The 17326-nt window shown below is 71.1% G+C and carries 20 protein-coding genes and 1 pseudogene; 10 read left to right on the forward strand and 11 right to left on the reverse strand.

What is annotated here, in order from left to right:
• Window positions 1-126: 126 nt before the first annotated feature.
• The gene (locus tag ACWDO5_RS22910) at window positions 127-1491 is read right to left on the reverse strand and encodes a M20/M25/M40 family metallo-hydrolase (RefSeq protein ID WP_450532201.1); all 1365 of its coding nucleotides are present in this window, start codon (window positions 1489-1491) and stop codon (window positions 127-129) included.
• A 142-nt stretch (window positions 1492-1633) separates the two neighbouring features.
• Here ACWDO5_RS22910 and ACWDO5_RS22915 point away from each other — a divergent pair, with 142 nt between their 5' ends.
• Window positions 1634-2851 (forward strand): geranylgeranyl reductase family protein, encoded by a 1218-nt coding sequence (locus tag ACWDO5_RS22915; protein WP_450532202.1) that lies wholly within the window; start codon window positions 1634-1636, stop codon window positions 2849-2851.
• Window positions 2852-2927: 76 nt separating this feature from the next.
• Here ACWDO5_RS22915 and ACWDO5_RS22920 read toward each other — a convergent pair whose 3' ends face one another.
• Window positions 2928-3377 carry a nitroreductase family deazaflavin-dependent oxidoreductase gene (locus ACWDO5_RS22920; RefSeq protein WP_450532203.1) on the reverse strand — a complete coding sequence of 150 codons (450 nt, stop codon included), beginning with the start codon at window positions 3375-3377 and terminating at the stop codon, window positions 2928-2930.
• A gap of 143 nt (window positions 3378-3520) precedes the next feature.
• Between ACWDO5_RS22920 and ACWDO5_RS22925 the strand changes: the two genes are divergently transcribed.
• The 3 genes from ACWDO5_RS22925 to ACWDO5_RS22935 all read left to right on the forward strand — a co-directional run bounded on the left by ACWDO5_RS22925 (window position 3521) and on the right by ACWDO5_RS22935 (window position 6258).
• The gene (locus ACWDO5_RS22925; RefSeq protein ID WP_450532204.1) at window positions 3521-4255 is read left to right on the forward strand and encodes a TetR/AcrR family transcriptional regulator; all 735 of its coding nucleotides are present in this window, start codon (window positions 3521-3523) and stop codon (window positions 4253-4255) included.
• Between the two features lie 111 nt (window positions 4256-4366).
• Window positions 4367-5596, forward strand: a complete 1230-nt coding sequence (locus ACWDO5_RS22930; RefSeq protein ID WP_450532205.1) for a sensor histidine kinase — start codon at window positions 4367-4369, stop codon at window positions 5594-5596.
• Window positions 5593-6258, forward strand: coding sequence for a response regulator (locus ACWDO5_RS22935; protein ID WP_450532206.1), 666 nt, complete (start codon window positions 5593-5595; stop codon window positions 6256-6258). The genes ACWDO5_RS22930 and ACWDO5_RS22935 overlap by 4 nt, the downstream gene beginning before the upstream one ends.
• Here the strand turns inward: ACWDO5_RS22935 and ACWDO5_RS22940 are convergent.
• On the reverse strand, window positions 6219-6506 hold the full coding sequence (locus tag ACWDO5_RS22940; RefSeq protein WP_450532207.1) for a DUF6332 family protein: 288 nt from the start codon (window positions 6504-6506) through the stop codon (window positions 6219-6221). The two genes, ACWDO5_RS22935 and ACWDO5_RS22940, sit on opposite strands and share 40 nt — an antisense overlap.
• A gap of 69 nt (window positions 6507-6575) precedes the next feature.
• Window positions 6576-6698, reverse strand: a complete 123-nt coding sequence (locus ACWDO5_RS22945; RefSeq protein ID WP_450532208.1) for a hypothetical protein — start codon at window positions 6696-6698, stop codon at window positions 6576-6578.
• 99 nt (window positions 6699-6797) lie between these two features.
• On the opposite strand from ACWDO5_RS22945, the gene ACWDO5_RS22950 reads away from it, so the two are divergent.
• Window positions 6798-8012 carry an ROK family protein gene (locus ACWDO5_RS22950; protein ID WP_450532209.1) on the forward strand — a complete coding sequence of 405 codons (1215 nt, stop codon included), beginning with the start codon at window positions 6798-6800 and terminating at the stop codon, window positions 8010-8012.
• Between the two features lie 68 nt (window positions 8013-8080).
• The gene (locus tag ACWDO5_RS22955) at window positions 8081-8932 is read left to right on the forward strand and encodes a YhjD/YihY/BrkB family envelope integrity protein (RefSeq protein WP_450532210.1); all 852 of its coding nucleotides are present in this window, start codon (window positions 8081-8083) and stop codon (window positions 8930-8932) included.
• Between the two features lie 100 nt (window positions 8933-9032).
• On the opposite strand, the gene ACWDO5_RS22960 is transcribed toward ACWDO5_RS22955, so the two are convergent.
• Together ACWDO5_RS22960 and ACWDO5_RS22965 are read right to left on the reverse strand one after the other, a co-directional pair.
• Entirely contained in the window at window positions 9033-9434 is a 402-nt protein-coding gene (locus ACWDO5_RS22960; RefSeq protein ID WP_450532211.1) for a DUF4865 family protein, read from the reverse strand.
• A complete protein-coding gene (locus tag ACWDO5_RS22965) occupies window positions 9434-10015 on the reverse strand; it encodes a TetR/AcrR family transcriptional regulator (protein ID WP_450532212.1) in 582 nt (193 codons plus the stop codon). The genes ACWDO5_RS22960 and ACWDO5_RS22965 overlap by 1 nt, the downstream gene beginning before the upstream one ends.
• A 175-nt stretch (window positions 10016-10190) precedes the next feature.
• Between ACWDO5_RS22965 and ACWDO5_RS22970 the strand changes: the two genes are divergently transcribed.
• The 3 genes and pseudogenes from ACWDO5_RS22970 to ACWDO5_RS22980 all read left to right on the forward strand — a co-directional run bounded on the left by ACWDO5_RS22970 (window position 10191) and on the right by ACWDO5_RS22980 (window position 12957).
• Entirely contained in the window at window positions 10191-10496 is a 306-nt protein-coding gene (locus ACWDO5_RS22970) for an SHOCT domain-containing protein (protein WP_450532214.1), read from the forward strand.
• A complete protein-coding gene (locus ACWDO5_RS22975; protein ID WP_450532215.1) occupies window positions 10493-11254 on the forward strand; it encodes an ABC transporter ATP-binding protein in 762 nt (253 codons plus the stop codon). The genes ACWDO5_RS22970 and ACWDO5_RS22975 overlap by 4 nt, the downstream gene beginning before the upstream one ends.
• Window positions 11251-12957, forward strand: a pseudogene (locus ACWDO5_RS22980) (ABC transporter permease). Before ACWDO5_RS22975 ends, ACWDO5_RS22980 begins: the two are co-directional and overlap by 4 nt.
• A 73-nt stretch (window positions 12958-13030) precedes the next feature.
• On the opposite strand, the gene ACWDO5_RS22985 reads toward ACWDO5_RS22980, so the two are convergent.
• Both ACWDO5_RS22985 and ACWDO5_RS22990 read right to left on the reverse strand, forming a co-directional pair.
• The gene (locus ACWDO5_RS22985; protein ID WP_450532216.1) at window positions 13031-13522 is read right to left on the reverse strand and encodes an ATP-binding protein; all 492 of its coding nucleotides are present in this window, start codon (window positions 13520-13522) and stop codon (window positions 13031-13033) included.
• A gap of 178 nt (window positions 13523-13700) precedes the next feature.
• Entirely contained in the window at window positions 13701-14024 is a 324-nt protein-coding gene (locus ACWDO5_RS22990) for a hypothetical protein (protein ID WP_450532217.1), read from the reverse strand.
• A 201-nt stretch (window positions 14025-14225) separates the two neighbouring features.
• Between ACWDO5_RS22990 and ACWDO5_RS22995 the strand changes: the two genes are divergently transcribed.
• Entirely contained in the window at window positions 14226-15359 is a 1134-nt protein-coding gene (locus tag ACWDO5_RS22995) for a PLP-dependent cysteine synthase family protein (protein WP_450532218.1), read from the forward strand.
• Between the two features lie 15 nt (window positions 15360-15374).
• On the opposite strand, the gene ACWDO5_RS23000 is transcribed toward ACWDO5_RS22995, so the two are convergent.
• The 3 genes from ACWDO5_RS23000 to ACWDO5_RS23010 all read right to left on the reverse strand — a co-directional run bounded on the left by ACWDO5_RS23000 (window position 15375) and on the right by ACWDO5_RS23010 (window position 17228).
• Window positions 15375-15857 (reverse strand): SRPBCC family protein, encoded by a 483-nt coding sequence (locus tag ACWDO5_RS23000; protein ID WP_450532219.1) that lies wholly within the window; start codon window positions 15855-15857, stop codon window positions 15375-15377.
• A gap of 61 nt (window positions 15858-15918) precedes the next feature.
• Window positions 15919-16377: an SRPBCC family protein gene (locus ACWDO5_RS23005; RefSeq protein ID WP_450532221.1), complete on the reverse strand. Its 459-nt coding sequence runs from the start codon at window positions 16375-16377 to the stop codon at window positions 15919-15921.
• Window positions 16378-16382: 5 nt separating this feature from the next.
• Window positions 16383-17228: a DeoR/GlpR family DNA-binding transcription regulator gene (locus ACWDO5_RS23010; protein ID WP_450532222.1), complete on the reverse strand. Its 846-nt coding sequence runs from the start codon at window positions 17226-17228 to the stop codon at window positions 16383-16385.
• Window positions 17229-17326 lie beyond the last annotated feature (98 nt).

Genomic DNA, 17326 nt, shown 5'->3' on the forward strand with positions numbered 1-17326 from the left:
GTCCGGGGGTGCCCCCACCGCCTTGCGATGCGTCCCCCAGGCCCGAAGGGCCTGGGGAGAGCCCATGCATCTGACGCCGCGGGCTGATCCTCGAAGATCGCCCGGACAGGGCCTAAGCCCGCTCGCTCAAGCCTTCTTGGACTCGGCGTAGTTGACCAGGAAGAGCGCCTCCGCCACGGAGAGCCGCTCCAGCTCCTCGGGCGAGACGGACTCGTTCACCGCGTGGATCTGCGCCTCCGGCTCGCTCAGGCCGATCAGCAGGATCTCCGCATCGGGGTAGAGCGCGGCGAGCGTATTGCAGAGCGGAATCGAGCCGCCCATGCCGGAGGCCTGCATCTCCTCTCCCGGGTACGCGACGCGCATCGCCTCGGCCATCGAGGTGTACGCGGGGCTGGTGACGTCCGCGTGGAACGCCTGCCCCTGACCCACCTGCTCCATCGACACCCGCGCGTTCCACGGCGTGTGCTTCTCGATGTGCGCGAACAGCAGCTCCGTCGCCTCGGCGGCGTCCTGGCCGGGCGGCACCCGCAGGCTGATCTGGGCCCGGGCGCTCGCCGGGATGGAGGGGGTCGCGCCGGCCACCGGGTGGCAGTCGATGCCGATCACGGTGACGGCGGGACGCGCCCAGATACGGTCGGCGACCGTGCCGTTGCCGGTCAGGCCGACACCGTCGAGAACCTTGGCGTCCTTGCGGAACTCGCCCTCGGGGTACTGCAGTCCGTCCCACTGCGCCTGTGCCGGCAGTCCGTCGATCACGGTCGAGCCGTCCTCGGCACGCAGCGAGTCCAGTACGCGGATGAGCGCGGCCAGCGCGTCGGGCGCGGCGCCACCGAACTGGCCCGAGTGTAGATTGCCCTCAAGGGTGTCGATCTGGACGCGGATCATCGTCATGCCGCGCAGTGTCGCCGTCACGGTCGGCAGACCCACCCGGAAGTTCCCGGTGTCGCCGATCACGATGGCATCGGCCGTCAGCAGCTCCGGGTGCGCCTCGGCGTACTGCTCCAGACCGCCCGTGCCCTGCTCCTCCGAGCCCTCCACGATCACCTTCACGGTGACCGGAATGCCGTCGTTCGCCTTGAGGGCGCGCAGCGCGAGCAGATGCATGATGAAGCCGCCCTTGCAGTCGGCGGCACCACGCCCGTACCAGCGGCCGTCCCGCTCGGTCAGCTCGAACGGCGGGGTCACCCACGCGGACTCGTCCAGCTTCGGCTGCACGTCGTAGTGCGCGTACAGCAGCACCGTCGGCGCACCCTCAGGGCCGGGCAGCAGCCCGTACACCGACTGCGAACCGTCGGGGGTGTCGAGCAGCGCGACGTCCTGGAATCCCTCGGTGCGCAGCGCACCGGCCACCCAGTTCGCGGCGGCCTCGCACTCACTGCGCGGAGCCACGGCCTCATCCGCCACCGATTGGAAGGCCACCAGCTCGGTCAGCTCCGCCTTGGCGCGGGGCATCAGTGAGGCGATGGTCTCGGCGACCGGATTCGAGGTCATGGGCACGCTCCTTGTGGGTGCGACGTTGTGCGATGTGTGTACGGCGAATGTGTGGTTGATCCTCCCACGGGCAGGAAATGACCGCGCCGTAGGATGCCGTCGAGACCATGGTCACGCATCGGATCGGGAGCACAAGCAGATCGTGAGCAGCGAGAACGCAGACGCCGTAGGAGAGCACGGCGAGCCGGTGTGGGATGTCGTCGTGGTTGGCGGAGGGCCTGCCGGGGCCTCGGCGGCCTATGCGGCGGCAGTCGCCGGCCGTCAGGTGCTCCTGCTGGAGAAGGCCGAGCTGCCCCGCTACAAAACCTGCGGCGGAGGGATCATCGGTCCCTCGCGCGACAGCCTGCCGCCCGGCTTCGAGCTGCCGCTGCTGGACAGGGTGCACGCCGTCACCTTCTCGCTGAACGGCAGGCTGACGCGTACGCGCCGCTCCAAGCGGATGCTCTTCGGCCTCATCAACCGCCCGGAGTTCGACGCCGGCCTGGTCGAGCATGCACAGAAGGCGGGCGCCGTGCTGCGTACGGGCGCGACGGTCTCCCGGGTCGAGCAGCACGGACCCGCCGTGCCGGACCGGCGCACGGTCGCCGTGATGCTGGCGGACGGCGAGACGGTGCTCGCGCGTGCGGTCGTCGGCGCGGACGGCAGTGCCAGCCGGATAGGGGCGCATGTCGGGGTGAAGCTCGACCAGGTGGACCTCGGTCTGGAGGCGGAGATTCCGGTGCCGGCGACGGTGGCCGAGGACTGGGCGGGGCGGGTGCTCATCGACTGGGGCCCCATGCCTGGGAGTTACGGCTGGGTGTTCCCCAAGGGGCGGACGCTCACCGTCGGGGTGATCTCTGCCCGTGGCGAGGGCGCGGCGACCAAGCGGTATCTGGAGGACTTCATCGCGCGGCTCGGGCTCGCCGGCTTCGAGCCGGCGATCTCCTCGGGGCATCTGACCCGGTGTCGCAGCGACGACTCGCCGTTGTCGCGCGGGCGGGTGCTGGTCTGCGGTGACGCGGCCGGGCTCCTTGAGCCGTGGACCCGGGAGGGTATCTCCTTCGCGCTGCGGTCGGGGCGGCTCGCGGGGGAGTGGGCGGTACGGATCTCGGAGTCCCATGACGCAGTGGACGCCCGTCGCCAGGCGCTGAACTACGCGTTCGCGATCAAGGCGGGACTGGGTGTGGAGATGGGGGTCGGGCGGCGGATGCTCGCCCTCTTCGAGCGCCGCCCGGGGCTGCTGCATGCGGCGATCACCGGCTTCAGGTCCGTATGGAAGGCGTTCGCGGACATCACGCGCGGATCGACGACGCTGGCCGGGATTGTGCGTACGAGTGCGGTGGCGCGGCGGGCGCTGGAAGCGATGGACCGGCGCGCCTAGCCGAGCGGGGCGCCGGCGCCATGGCCGCCGCCTGCGCGGTGCACACGGGCTCCGCGGCCTGCTCGGGCTGCTCGGCTCACTTGGTCACGGTGATCCGGAAGACGGGGTGCTTGTGCGCCGCGGCGAGCAGCTCCTCGTCCGTGGACTTGGCGTTGATCTCCCCGAAGAAGCGGCCGACCTCCCAGCCCCAGCGCTCGAGGTAGGTGCGCAGCAAGCCGGGCTTCTCCTCGTCGGGCAGCTCCACCGCGGAGAACTGCTGGGTCTTGCGCCCGACTTGGAGCTTGCCGCCGCCCGCGGCACGCAGATTGCGCACCCATTGGGAGTGGCCGCGCGCCGAGATCAGGTACGGGCCGCCCTCGTAGGGGAGCGGGTTGACCGGGATGCGCCGCCACTCGCCGCTGGTGCGGCCGCGTACGGAGAGCTCAGCGGTGCCCATCAGGCTGATGCCGCGGCGGGCGAGCCAGCCGATGGTGCCATTGACGATGTTGTCGAACCGGCCGGGCTTGATGTAGTGCGCCTGCGACATGGCTGTCTCCTGGCGGGAGGTCTGGCGTCCATTACGAGAGCACTGCTCTCGCTCAAGAGCATTGTGTACTCGACGGGCATTCAAATGCAAGAGCAGTGCTCTCGTTATTGGTCAGTGCTCCGAAACGTGAAAGACTGCCCCCTATGAGCACCATCCGAGGGGCCAGGGAGCGGGCCCGGATCGAAGTGACCGCCGCCATCAAGAACGAGGCGCGCACACAGCTCGCGCAGGAGGGCGCCGCCAAGCTCTCGCTGCGCGCCGTCGCCCGCGAACTGGGCATGGTCTCCTCCGCCCTCTATCGCTACTTCCCGAGCCGCGACGATCTCCTGACCGCCCTGATCATCGACGCGTACGACGCCGTCGGCACCGCCGCCGAGTCGGCCCTCGCGGCAGTCCCCGACCGGCACGACCACCTCGCCCGCTGGAGCGCACTCTGCTCCGCCGTACGCGGCTGGGCCCTCGCGCACCCCCACGAGTACGGGCTGATCTACGGCTCCCCGGTCCCCGGCTATCAAGCCCCGCAGGACACCGTCGGCCCTGCCTCCCGCGCCGGACTCGCGCTCATCTCGATCGTCCGCGACGCCCATCGCGCGGACGGCATCGCACTTCCCCCCCTCGCGCCCCGGCTGCGGCCCGAGGCGGAGCGACTGGCCGCCGACCTGGCCCCGGATCTGCCGCCGGCCGTCGCCGTGGCCCTGGTCGCCGTGTGGTCCGAGATCTTCGGGCTGATCTCCTTCGAGGTCTTCGGCCAGTTCCACCGCGTCGTCGAGGACCGTGAGGCCTTCTTCGCGCATGCCGCCGACCGCCTCGCGCACGAGGTTGGACTGCGGCCCCGTCAGGTCGCCGGTGCACCCAGAGGCAGCAGCGCGGGAGCCTGACGCGGCGCCGCTGGCGCAGGCGTGTGCAGCGCCCGTACTCCACTGGGAGTACGTGTGGTCGCCACGCCTGGCTGACGCCCGCGCGCCCGGGCCCGGTCTAGCGTGGCCGTTATGGAAGAGCAGCGCACCGGCATGCGCGGTGGCCCCCCGTGGGCACGGGGCCGACCACCGCGCATGGGTCATTGGGAGGCACGGCGGAACCCCGCCGCACTGCCCTGGCCATCCACTCTCGCCGTGGCCGTGGTCGTCATGGTGGGGTCGGGGTTCGCGGCGCACGCTCAGCCGGATCGCGAGCCGCTCGACGCCTTCGCGCGGGTACTGCTCCTGGCGGGCCCCGCCCTGCTTCTGCTGCGCCACCGGTGGCCGGTCGTCTCCGTTTTCGGCGTCTCGGCGGTGGTGCTCATCTACTTCGGTGCGGGCTATCCCTACGGGCCGGTCCTCTTCATCCTCGCCGTGGCCGCTTTCGCGGCCGTTGCCTCCGGGCACCGGCGCGCTGCCTGGTGGGCCATCGGCGGTTTCTGGGTGGGGCATGTGCTGATCGGGCACTGGCTCTACCAATATCTGCCACCTCAGAAGGACGACGCCACGCCCTGGGGGCAGGACCTGTTCATCGCCGCATGGGCCGTGGCGATCCTCGCGGCCTCTGAACTCGTACGCGTACGACGTGAGGTCTGGGCCCGTGAGCGCGAGGAGCGCGCCGCCGCCGAGAAGCGTCGCGCCGACGAGGAGCGGCTGCGGATCGCGCGCGAACTGCACGACGTCCTCGCGCACTCCATCTCGGTCATCAACGTCCAGGCGGGCGTCGGCCTCGCGCTCCTCGACACGAACCCCGAGCAGGCCCGGACGGCGCTCACCACCATCAAGGCGGCGAGCAAGGAGGCGCTGGGCGAGGTGCGCCAGGTGCTCGACACGCTGCGTACGCCCGGAGACGCCCCGCGCGCGCCCGCGCCCGGTCTCGACAGGCTGCCCGAACTCGTCGAACAGGCCGCGAGCGCCGGACTGAACGTCGAGGTTGTGACGGAGGGCGAGCGCGCGGTGCTGTCGCCCGGCACCGACCTCGCCGTCTTCCGGATCGTCCAGGAGGCCCTGACCAACGTCGTACGGCACTCGGGATCGCGCACCGCGCGGGTGCGGATCGCGTACGCCCCCGGGCGGCTCGGTCTGCGGATCGACGACGAAGGCCCGGCCACGGGATCGGACGCGGGCGGCAGCGGCAACGGCCTTGTCGGAATGCGGGAGCGGGCCGCCGCGCTCGGTGGCACGATCGAGGCCGGTCCACGGCCGGACGGCGGCTTCCGGGTGTGGGCCGACCTCCCTGTGCAGCCTAAGGAGACGACGTGATCCGCGTACTGCTCGCCGACGATCAGCTGCTGGTCAGGGCAGGGTTCAGGGCGCTCCTCGACGCCCAGCAGGACATCGAGGTGGCGGGCGAGGCCGCCGACGGTGAGGAGGCGGTGCGGCTGGTGGGCGAACTGCGCCCCGACGTCGTGCTGATGGACATTCGGATGCCGCTGATGGACGGCCTCGCCGCCACCCGCCGGATCACCGGGGAGGAGCGGCTGGACGGCGTGAAGGTGGTCATGCTCACCACCTTCGAGCTCGATGAGTATGTCTTCGAGGCGATCCGCTCCGGCGCGTCGGGCTTCCTGGTGAAGGACACCGAACCGGAGGAACTGCTGCGTGCGGTACGGGCGGTGGTGGAGGGGGACGCGCTGCTGTCCCCCGGCGTGACGCGCCGGCTGATCGCGGAGTTCGCGGTCCGCTCCAAGGCGCCCGCGGACGCCGAGCGCCTCGGTGAGCTCACCGAACGGGAGCGCGAGGTGATGGCACTGGTCGGCATCGGCCTGACCAACGAGGAGATCGCCCGCCGACTGGTCGTCAGCCCGCTCACCGCCAAGACCCATGTGAGCCGCACCATGGTGAAGCTCGGCGCCCGCGACAGGGCCCAACTGGTCGTGCTGGCCTACGAGTCGGGGTTGGTGCGGCCCGGCTGGCTGGGCTGACCGGGCTTGATCGGCCGACAGGGCCTGGGAAAGCGCCACAGCACGGTCACGACGCGCAGTACGAAGACGACCATGGCAGCCACGGTGGCGCCGATGAGCAGCCCGCGCTCGGCGGCGTGCATGGGGATCACCGTCATCGGTGCAGCGATCGCCAAGAACGTCAGCCCCGCGACCAGGAACCCGCTGACGAGTGCGTAGCCGGTCTCGACCGTGATCGCGTCCCGTTCCGCCTGTGTACGTCCGCCCATGACCGAAGTGTCACAGGGGCGGCGGCCGACGGGCAAGGAGTCCCGCCCCCCTCCTGAGCGTGGCGTCGGTCAGTCGCCGACCGTCGCCCGCTCGGGCTCGGGATCCGGTACGGACTTCGCGACCAGGACAGTCTCCTGGCGACCAGGTCCGCGCCGGACGCGCAGTCCCGTCAGCGTCCCCGGAACGGCCATCCTAGTTTGTTTAGGTGCGGCACAAACTCGCCATAGGGGCCCGAAGCCGATCCGTCCAAGGCGGCTGCTCAGCCCCCGGATCATGGGAGACTCGCCTTCATGAACGGCAAGGCGACGACCACCAAGGCAAGGCTGGAGAGGGGCCGCGGCGTGCTCGGCCCGGCGCTGGAACTGGTTCATACGGGCCGGGCGCCCACCCGCGCCACGCTCACCGCCGAACTCGGCGTCACCCGCGCCACCGCCGGGGCGGTGGCCGCGGAACTCGAAGCGCTCGGTCTCATCCGGGTCGACTCCCGACCCGGCGCCGCCGCCGGGTCCCAGGGCCGCCCCTCGCACCGGCTCTCCGTCGACGACACGGGCCCAGTCGTCCTCGCCGCCCAAGTGCACGCCGACGGATTCCGCGCCGCGCTGGTCGGACTCGGCGGCCGTACCGTCGCCACCGCCCCCGGTTGCGTCACCGTCTCCGCCGACCCCGCCCAGGTACTCGGCGAGGTCGTCGACGCGGGCGCGGCCCTGCTGCGCGAGAGCGGGCGACGGTGCGTCGGCGCGGGCCTCGCCGTGCCCTCCGCGGTCGCCGAGCCGGACGGCACCGCCCTCAATCCGCTGCACCTCGCCTGGCCCGCAGGCGCCCCCGTCCGGGACATCTTCGCCGAGCGGGTACGCGCGGCGGGCATCCAGGGCCCGGCCTTCACCGGGAACGATGTCAACCTCGCGGCGCTCGCCGAGCACCGGCACGGCGCGGGCCGCGGCGCCCAGCATCTGCTCTGCGTCGCCACCGGTCACCGGGGCGTCGGCGGCGCGCTCGTCCTCGACGGCCGTCTGCACACCGGCAGTTCGGGCCTTGCCCTCGAGGTCGGCCATCTCACCGTCAACCCCGAGGGCCGCCCCTGCCACTGCGGCAGCCGCGGCTGCCTCGACGTCGAGGCCGACCCGCTCGCCTTCCTGGCCGCCGCGGGCCGCGCCCCGGGCCCCGAGGTCTCACTGCTGCAGCAGTCCCGGCAGTTGCTGCGTACGGAGTACGACGACCCGGCCGTACGGAACGCGGGCGAGGAGCTCATCGACCGCCTCGGCCTCGGGCTCGCCGGCCTGGTCAACATCCTCAACCCCGACCGGATCATCCTCGGCGGGCTGCACCGCGAGCTCCTCGACGCCGACCCCGAGCGGCTGCGCGCCGTGGTCGCCGACCGCAGTCTGTGGGGCCGCAGCGGCGGAGTGCCGATCCTGGTCTGCACGCTGGACCACAACAGCCTGGTGGGGGCGGCGGAGTTGGCGTGGCAGCCGGTCCTGGACGACCCGCTGGGCGCGCTCGGCTGACGGGGGACGACACCCGTCCGGGGGCACGATGGACGCTTCGGGGCGCACTTTCGGGTAGGCGACGACCTATGACCCAGAAGCCTTCCGGTGCGGAGCACCATGCGCACCGGCTCCAGAACCTGCACGGCAGGATTCTTGCGTCACCCCTCGGGCTCGCCTGGAACCGCGGCCGCGAGATGGAACTGATGCACCGCGCGATGGGCTTCGCAGCACTCGGCTTCCTGACGCTTGTCCCGCTCCTGATCGTCGTCGCGGCGGCCGACCCGGCGAGCGGACAGGGCTTCGCCCGCTGGCTGGGCCAGGCGCTGGGGGTCTCGGAGGCCTCCCAGGACGAGGTCGAGCGGCTGTTCGGCGTGCCGGGGCAGGCGCTGCAGCGCACGACCGCGTTCGGTCTCGCCGCGCTCACCGTCTTCGGTCTGACCTTCGGCTCGGCGGTGCAGACCGGCTACGAGAAGGTCTGGGACCTGCCGACGGCCCGCTGGCACACCATGTGGCGGCATGTCGTCTGGCTGGCCCTGCTCGTCTTCTCCCTGGTGCTCTTCGCCAGCACGCCCGTGCCCACCGACGCTCCATGGGAGACTGCCCTCGGCGCCCTGGCCGATCTCATCGGCACCTTCATCTTCTTCTGGCTGTCCCAGCGAGTGCTGCTCGGCGGCCGGGTCCGCTGGCTGGCCCTGCTGCCGGGGGCGGTGGCGACGGCCGTGGGCATGCTCGGCCTGCGGGTCTTCTCGCAGCTCGTCTTCTCACCGCTGATCGCGTCGACCGCTGTCACCTACGGCCCGTTCGGGACCGTGCTGGTCATTCAGTCCTGGCTCGTGGGCGTCGGCGTGGTCGTCTACGGCGGGGCGCTCGTGGGACGCCTCATCCACGAAGGACGCGTGCGGCGCCGACTGGGACGCGAGCCGGAAGGCGCTCCCTAGGCCCAGCAGACGTCGAGGGCGCGGGGCGGGATTCCGGTACGACCGCGACAGCTGAGCGAGCGCCTCGGGCCTGCGGACGGCGCGGACCATCGGCACGGGCTCACCACCGCCGCCCGCGGGGGAGCCCGTCCCGCTGCGGCGCCGAGAGGTGGAGCACCTCGTAGCGCTCGCCGGTCGCCTCGGGCGTTTCGTACTCCCAGAGCGTGAAGTACAGCAGTTCCCAGTGGCGGGGATCGACGGCGAGGCACACCACGCCGTCCAGCCGCGCCAGGCGCCGCGTCTCCCGTACGGCCTCCTCGATCACGGGGGCGAGCGGAGCAGGCTGCGGAATCCGCTGCTTGCGCCGCACGGCGGTGCGTGGCGCGGCGGCGGCCGCAGGCCCCTCCTCGTACTCGAGCCCGGTCCAGTGCTGCACCTCGGGCCGCCCGAAGTCATCGATGATGCCCTTGATCCCCATGTCGTAGTCGGCGGGCAAGGTGATCTCGTACTGCATGGCATGCATCAGGCGCTCCCGGTCGTACGCAGCAGGGTGAGCAGCCCCCGGACGCCCGCGTCGAACGGGGCCGGCGAGCCGGACGCGCGAGCCAGCACATAGCCGCCCTGCACGGTCGCGACGATCGTCGCCGCGATCTCCGCGGGCACCAGCGCGGTGCTCAACTCGCCCCGCTCCCGGCCCTCCTGGACGATGGCGGCGAGCCGGCCGCGCAGCCAGTCCAGCGTCTCATCGACCGGGGCGCGCAACTCGTCGCTCGCGATGACGTCCGGGTCCATCGTCAGGCGTCCCACCGGGCAGCCGCGCAGCACATCGCGCTCCCGCAGCAGATACGCGCTGATCCGCTCGTACGCGGTCCCCTCGCCGCTCAGTGCCGCCTCCGCGGTGGCCCGCGTCTCGTCCGCCGTACGCCGGATCGCCGCCAGCGCCAGATCGGGCTTGCCTGCGAAGTGGTGGTACATGCTGCCCTGGCCGGCCCCGGCCTGCTGCTGGATCGCCTTGGGGCTGGTGCCCACGTAGCCGCGCTCCCACAGCAGCTCGCGGGTGGCCTCGATCAGCCGCTCGGGAGTGCTCATGAACAGACTGTACATACTAGTAGGTACAGAATCCAGGGCGGCAGGGAGCAGCCACGAAAGCCCTGAATACTCCCCGGGCGGTATGCGCAGTGCCGCTGGCCGTACGACGACTTCGACCACCTCCCGGCGGGAGCCTCAAAGGCGACGAGGAACCCACGCACCACCATCGACACCGAGGAGCTGAACCGAGATGAACACCCTGGCGTATGCAGACGGGCCAGGCCCGTGGATTCTCTTCTTCCCGCTGATCTGGGCGGCCGTCGTTGTCGGCGTCGTCACCGTTCTGCGCCGCACCGGCGTGTGGCGCGGCCGCCGCGGCCCCTGGCAGGGACCCCGCTCGACGCAGAGGCCTGGCTCGACGCACGGCGAGAACTCGCCGATCGCGCTGCTCGGCCGCCGCTTCGCCGCCGGTGAGATCGACGAGGACGAGTACTGGCGGCGGCTGTCCGTCCTGGACGAGCAGTTCGGCCGTACGGGCAAGGACGGTGCGGTATGACCGCCACCGCCACCCGGACCCGCACCGCAGCCCGGGTCGTCGACGCCGTGAAGATCTACGGCAAGGGTGATACCGAAGTGAGGGCCCTGGACGGGGTGAGCGTCGACTTCCCGGTCGGCCGCTTCACCGCGATCATGGGGCCCTCGGGTTCCGGCAAGTCGACGCTCATGCACTGCGCCGCAGGGCTCGACACCCTCACCTCGGGCTCCGCCCTCATTGGCGACACCGACCTCAGCGCCCTCGACGACCGCAGGCTCACCCTGCTGCGGCGCGAGCGCATCGGCTTCGTCTTCCAGGCGTTCAACCTCATCCCCACCCTCACCGTCGCCGAGAACATCACGCTCCCCATGGACCTGGCGGGGGAGGGGGCCGACCAGGAGTGGCTCGACGCCCTCGTCGACACCGTCGGACTGCGCGACCGGCTGCACCACCGGCCCAGCGAGCTCTCCGGCGGCCAGCAGCAGAGGGTCGCCGTGGCCCGCGCCTTCGCCGGCCGGCCGGACGTCGTCTTCGCCGACGAGCCCACCGGCAACCTCGACTCCCGCTCGGGCGAAGAGGTGCTGCGGCTGCTCGGCCGGGCAGTGCGCCAGACGGACCGCACCGTCGTCATGGTCACCCACGACCCGGTCGCCGCCGCCCACGCCGACGAGGTCCTCTTCCTCGCCGACGGGCGGCTCGTCGACCGGATGGAGGCGCCGACCGCCGATCGCGTCCTCGACCGGCTGAAAGCCTTCGACGCCAAAGGGGCGACCACATGAGCGGCAGCCGTGCCTCACTGCGCATCAGCCTCAACTCGCTGCGCGCCCACAAACGGCGCTTCGCCGGGACCTTCACCGCCGTACTGCTCGGCGTCGCCTTCCTGGCGGGCACCCTCGTCATGGGCGACACGCTGCGCGGCAGCTTCGACACGATGTTCGCCGGCGCCAACGGCGGCACCGACGCCGTCGTCCGCAGCGCCAACGTCGTCACCGTCTCCGGCGAGAGCCAGGGAACCCGGCAGCCCGTGCGCACGGATCTCGTCTCGAAGATCGAGAAGACGCCCGGCGTCGCGGCCGCCGTGCCCAGCATCCAGGGCGCCGGACAGTTGGTCGGCGCGGACGGCAAGCCCATCGGCGGGCAGGGCCCGCCCACCGTCGCCGGCAACTGGATCGACGACCCGAAGCTCAACCCGTACCAGCTCGCCGAGGGACGTACCCCGGCCAGGAGCGGTGAGGTCGTCGTCAACCGCGGTGCCGCCGACAAGGGCGGGCTGACGATCGGCGACCGCACCGTGCTCCGCACCCCCGACCCGGTGCAGGTCACCGTCGTCGGCCTGGCCACCTTCGGCGGCGAGGACGGCATGGCCCAGGTCACCTACACCGGGATGACCCAGGCCGACGCCGAGAAGTACCTCACCCCGAAGCCGGGCGAGGCGGCGTCCATCCAGGTGCGGGCCGGACCCGGCATCAGCCAGCAGGAACTCGTGGACGCGCTGACGCCCGTACTCCCCAAGGGGGTCGAGGCGATCACCGGACAGGAGTCCACCGAAGAGAACCAGGACATGATCTCCGGTCAGTTCCTGGATCTGTTCACCACCCTGCTACTGGTCCCGCGGTAGGCCTCGGCAAGGGCGTTGCGGAGGTCGACGGCGCGGGACGCCGGCTCACCGTCACCGACCCGGTCGCGCTCGGCAAGGCCTTCGACCTCGGCACGGTGCGGGGCTCGCTCGACAGGCTCGGCACGACCGGCATGGCCGTGGCGGACACCGAGGCGGACAAGCGGGGCTGGAAGACCGGCTCCACCGCCGAACTCGCCTTCACCGACGGCAAGAAGCAGACCTTCACGGTCCGCGCGGTCTTCGAGCAGTCGGAGCTGGCGGGCGACTACGTCATCACCCGCGAGGCCTGGGCCCCCGCACCGGGGACAGGACTCCGACACCCTGATCGCCGTCAGCTTCAAAGACGGGGTGTCCACCGCCGACGGCACTGCGGCGGTGGAAAAGACCGCGGCGGCGTACGGCAATCCCGAGGTGCAGACCCGCGACGAGTACGCACAGACCGCGGCCGGAGCCATCGACATGATCCTCACCCTGGTCTACGCCCTGCTCGCGCTCGCCGTGGTGATCGCGCTGCTCGGCATCGCCAACACCCTCACCCTCGCGATCCACGAACGCACCAGGGAACTGGGCCTGTTGCGTGCCGTCGGACAGACCAGAAGCCAGCTGCGCGCCATGGTGCGCTACGAGTCGGTGCTGGTCGCCGCGTTCGGCACGGCAGGCGGCCTGGCGCTCGGCGGACTGCTCGGCTGGGTGCTCGTCAAGGCGTCCGAGGGTGCAGGCGACACCGCCTTCACGTTCGCCCTACCGCCGGTGCAGCTCCTGGTGGTCGCGCTGGTCGGTCTGTTGGCCGGAGCGGTCGCGGGCTGGCGGCCCGCGCGCCGCGCCGCCCGCCTGGACGTACTGCGCGCCATCGCCACCGAATAGTGCAGCTGAAAATCCAGCCCGCCCGGCGATTGAGGGCGGGGTCTGGGCTGGAGCCCCGGTCAGTGGACCCCGGTCAGCGCGCGATGGTTGACCGCACGGTGGCGTGTTCGCGCAAGGGGCCGTCGGTCGTCGCCCCGTACACCACCGGATACGGCGGCAGCGCCACGGGCGACGGCGCCGAGAGCGTGAACCAGACGCTCTTCCCGGTGTCGCCCTGGGGCCGTACGCCCCAGCTCTCGCTCACCGCCGCTATCAGCGCGAGCCCGCGGCCGGAGGTGGCGAAGTGGTCGGAGTCCTCGACGGTCGGGATACGTGGGTCGTGGTCATGAACCGAGACCGTGAGCCGGTCGAGCAGCAGCTCGATCTCCACGGTGCACATCTTGTCCGGCTCGGCGTGCCGGTGGACATTGGTCAGCAACTCTGTGACGCCGAGCGCCGCCTGGTCGATCAAGGGATCGAGATGCCAGTAGCGCAATTGCGCCGAGATGATTCTGCGGACCTGACCGATCCGCGACGGCAGGGCCTGGAGCTCCACCGTGCAGTGCCTGCTTGGCTGGCTGATCACGGCTGCGACTCCCCGAATGAGGTCCGGAAGACGAAGGATCGGATCCAGCAGTTGGCCGGCTGCTGATTTGTCCGGCGGGCTGGATCACAGCGTGACCGCCGGTGCACCCTGAGTGATATGAAACCAGCGTGAACCACTGAGAACGGTCACGCAACTCGCAGCACCCGGGCGGTTACTCTCAGCTCTTGGTGCCGCCTGCGCCGCGCACCGCCTCCAGGAAGCGCCCGGCGAGCGCCCGGCCCTCAGGCATGCGGCTGCGCTGTCCCATCGTGAGCCGGTACCTCTTGCCGTTGACCGTCGCCACCGTGCTCGCCTCATCGGCGAACCAGGGCTTGCCGGCCCTGACCCCGCGGACAGGAGCACTCTCGATCACCCGGCCGTAGCTGGTGAGCAGCGCCAGCCTGCCGTCCTTGATCCGCACTTGTCCGGCCTTCGTCAGCGAGCGCGGCCACCGCTCGATCCGTACGCCCGTAGCGCTGAATTCGGGCTCTGCCATCCCCATGGACTCCCCGCCCCCTTCGCACCGTTTCCTGCTGGCAAGTCTGCACAACTCCGGGCGTGCGCACCAGTACGTGTGGAAGGGGCCCGGGCAAGTCCAGCCCTGCAGGTGACCCCTATGGATGCCCAAAGTAATCGTTTGTGCAGGTCGGGGGCTTACTGTGGCGTGTGGGGACCTGAGTCGACGGGACGAGGAACGGCGCGCATGAGCACGAGTGAGAAGCCAGTGACGGGCGGGGCGATGCCGACCGTCGATGTGGACCGCAGCGATCCGGAGTACCGAGCCTGGCTGAAGGAGGCGGTGCGCAAGGTCCAGGCCGACGCCAACCGCTCGGCCGACACCCACCTGCTGCGATTCCCGCTGCCCGAGGAGTGGGGCATCGACCTCTATCTCAAGGACGAGTCCACCCATCCGACAGGCAGCCTCAAGCACCGCCTCGCGCGGTCGCTTTTCCTGTACGGCCTGTGCAATGGCTGGATCCGGCCTGGCAAGCCCGTCATCGAGGCGTCCAGCGGCTCGACCGCAGTCTCCGAGGCATACTTCGCCAAGCTGATCGGCGTCCCCTTCGTCGCGGTGATGCCGCGCACCACGAGCGCGGAGAAGATCCGGCTGATCGAATTCCACGGCGGCCAGTGCCACTTCGTCGACGACTCACGGAAGCTGTACGAGGAGTCGGCGGCGCTCGCGGAACGGACCGGCGGCCACTACATGGACCAGTTCACCTACGCGGAACGGGCCACCGACTGGCGCGGTAACAACAACATCGCCGAATCGATCTACCAGCAGTTGAGGTTGGAACGCTATCCCGAGCCCGCGTGGATCGTCGCGACAGCCGGCACCGGCGGCACCTCGGCGACCATCGCCCGCTACGTCCACTACATGCAGCACGACACCCGTATCTGCGTCCCCGACCCGGAGAACTCCTGTTTCTTCGACGGCTGGACGCACCACGACCCGCACGCCGGCAGCGACTGCGGCTCCCGCATCGAGGGCATCGGACGGCCGCGCATGGAGCCGAGCTTCGTGCCCGGGGCCATCGACCGGATGATGAAGGTGCCGGATGCGGCGAGCGTCGCCGCCGTACGGGCCCTGGACGCGGCCATCGGCCGCAAGGCGGGCGGCTCCACCGGCACCGGCCTGTGGAGCGCGCTGAAGATCATCGGCGAAATGGTGGCCGCCGGGCGCAAGGGGAGCGTGGTGACGCTGATCTGCGACCCGGGCGACCGCTACCTCGACAAGTACTACTCCGACGCTTGGCTGGACGAACAGGGCCTGGACATCGCCCCGTACACCGAAGCGATCGAGGAGTTCCTGGACAACGGCGTCTGGCCCGGCTGACCGTGCTGGTTCAATTCACTGCGTGGCGAGCCGGGTGAGCCTGCGGTCGAGATTGCGCACCGCACCACGGAAGGACGTGGCCAGCCCCGGGCGGCCCAGCTTCAGGACGGCGAGCATCGGCGCCGGGGCGTCCGCCGCGAAGGTCCACTGCACCCGGGTGCCGTTCGCGGCGGGGGTGATCCGCCACTCCTCCAACAGGGCGCGAAGGCCTGGTGCGTTGGTCTCGTCGACGCGGTAGGCGTACCGCTCGCCGGGGTCCGTGGCCAGGATCGTCTCGAGGAAGAGGACACCGCCCTTGAGCCTGATCTCGCGGCCCGCGCCCCCATGGGTGGGCGTGGCCGAGGTGACAGCGGTGAACCAGGAGGTCCAGTCCACGACATCCTTGGCCAGCGCTTCGTACACGGCCTGCGGCGAGGCCGACATCTCGGCCGAGAAGACCAGGGGCAGCGGGGCCGACTCGACGAAGTCGAGTTCCACGGGGCGGAGTCGGCGTGCCATGGGCCGTACCTCCGGCTGGAGAGGGGTGGGACGGGGCCCGCACACCATAGCTGGCGGGCAGTCAGTTGTCCGTAGCCGGCGGCCTCGGTCGTGTGAGGAGTCCGTCAAGCGCGCGACCGAACACCAGCCGCGCCACCCGGACGACCAGCGGGTCGAACAGCCGGGGAACCAGCCGGATACGGAGCTCCTCCACCCAGACCACCACGGCGCCAGGCCCCTGAGGGAGCACCTCGATCTCGGCCCAGCCCCTGATCACGCGGCCGCGCTTCTCCAGCCGGCACAGCCCCGGCGCGCCGTCATCGGGCGGCTGCCAGTGGACGACCTCCATCGGATCGTCGAAGCCGAAGTCGCCAAGTCCGGAGCGCGCCACGAACACCGTGCCGACCCGGGTGGGCGACGGCGTCACCGAGGACACGGTTGTCAACGGCACCTGAGCGGTGTGCGCCCGCCAGTCGGTGACGCGCAGCCAGGCCTCGTCGGCGGGCAGCGTGACGGCCCGTGCGATCCGGAAGGCGGTCACCGGCGTCAGCCGTCCTGTCCGCCGGCGACTTCGCGCCCGCCCGCCACCACCAGGCCGGGCAGATGCTCCGCGATCTCCTCGCGCGCCTCGGCCGAAAGACCCGCGTCCGTCACCAGCGTGTTGACCTCTTCGAGTCGGGCGAACGAACTGAGGCCCACCGTCCCCCACTTGGTGTGGTCGGCGACCACCACGACCCGGCGCGCGGCCTGGACGAAACGGCGGTTCGTCTCGGCCTCCGCCAGATTCGGCGTGGAGAGTCCGGCCTCAACCGAGATGCCATGCACTCCGAGGAACAGCACATCGAAGTGGAGCGAGCGGATCGCCTGGTCGGCGACCGGCCCGACCAGCGAGTCGGAGGGCGTACGCACACCGCCGGTGAGGACCACCGTCGCGGCGCCGGAACGCTGGCCGCCCGCCGCACCCGCCCGCTGCGCCGCGTGGAACACATCCGCGACCCGTACCGAGTTGGTGACCACCGTCAGATCCGGCACCTCCAGCAGATGGTGCGCCAGCGCATACGTCGTGGTGCCGCCGGACAGCGCGATCGCGCTGCCGGGCACCGCCATCTGCGCGGCCGCCCGCGCGATGTCCTCCTTCGCGCTCAGCTCCAGCGCCGACTTGGCCTCGAACCCCGGCTCGTGCGTGCTCGCCTCCACCACCGGCACCGCGCCGCCGTGGACCTTCTCGATGACCCCCTGCCGGGCCAGGGCGTCCAGATCCCGGCGCACCGTCATGTCGGAGACACTGAGCTTGCGGGTGAGCTCGTTGACCCGCACCCCGCCGCGCCTGCGCACCTCGTCGAGGATGAGGGCACGCCGCTGCTCCGCGAGCAGGTTCTGGTTGTCGGTCACTGCCGGGGCCGGTCCTTCCATGTCGTCCTGCACCGCTCGTCGTACACGCTGTGGCGAAGGTGGCTCATCCTCGCACGGGCGACGCGGCCCGGGCTCGG

This window comes from Streptomyces sp. NPDC000880 (genome assembly GCF_053599675.1).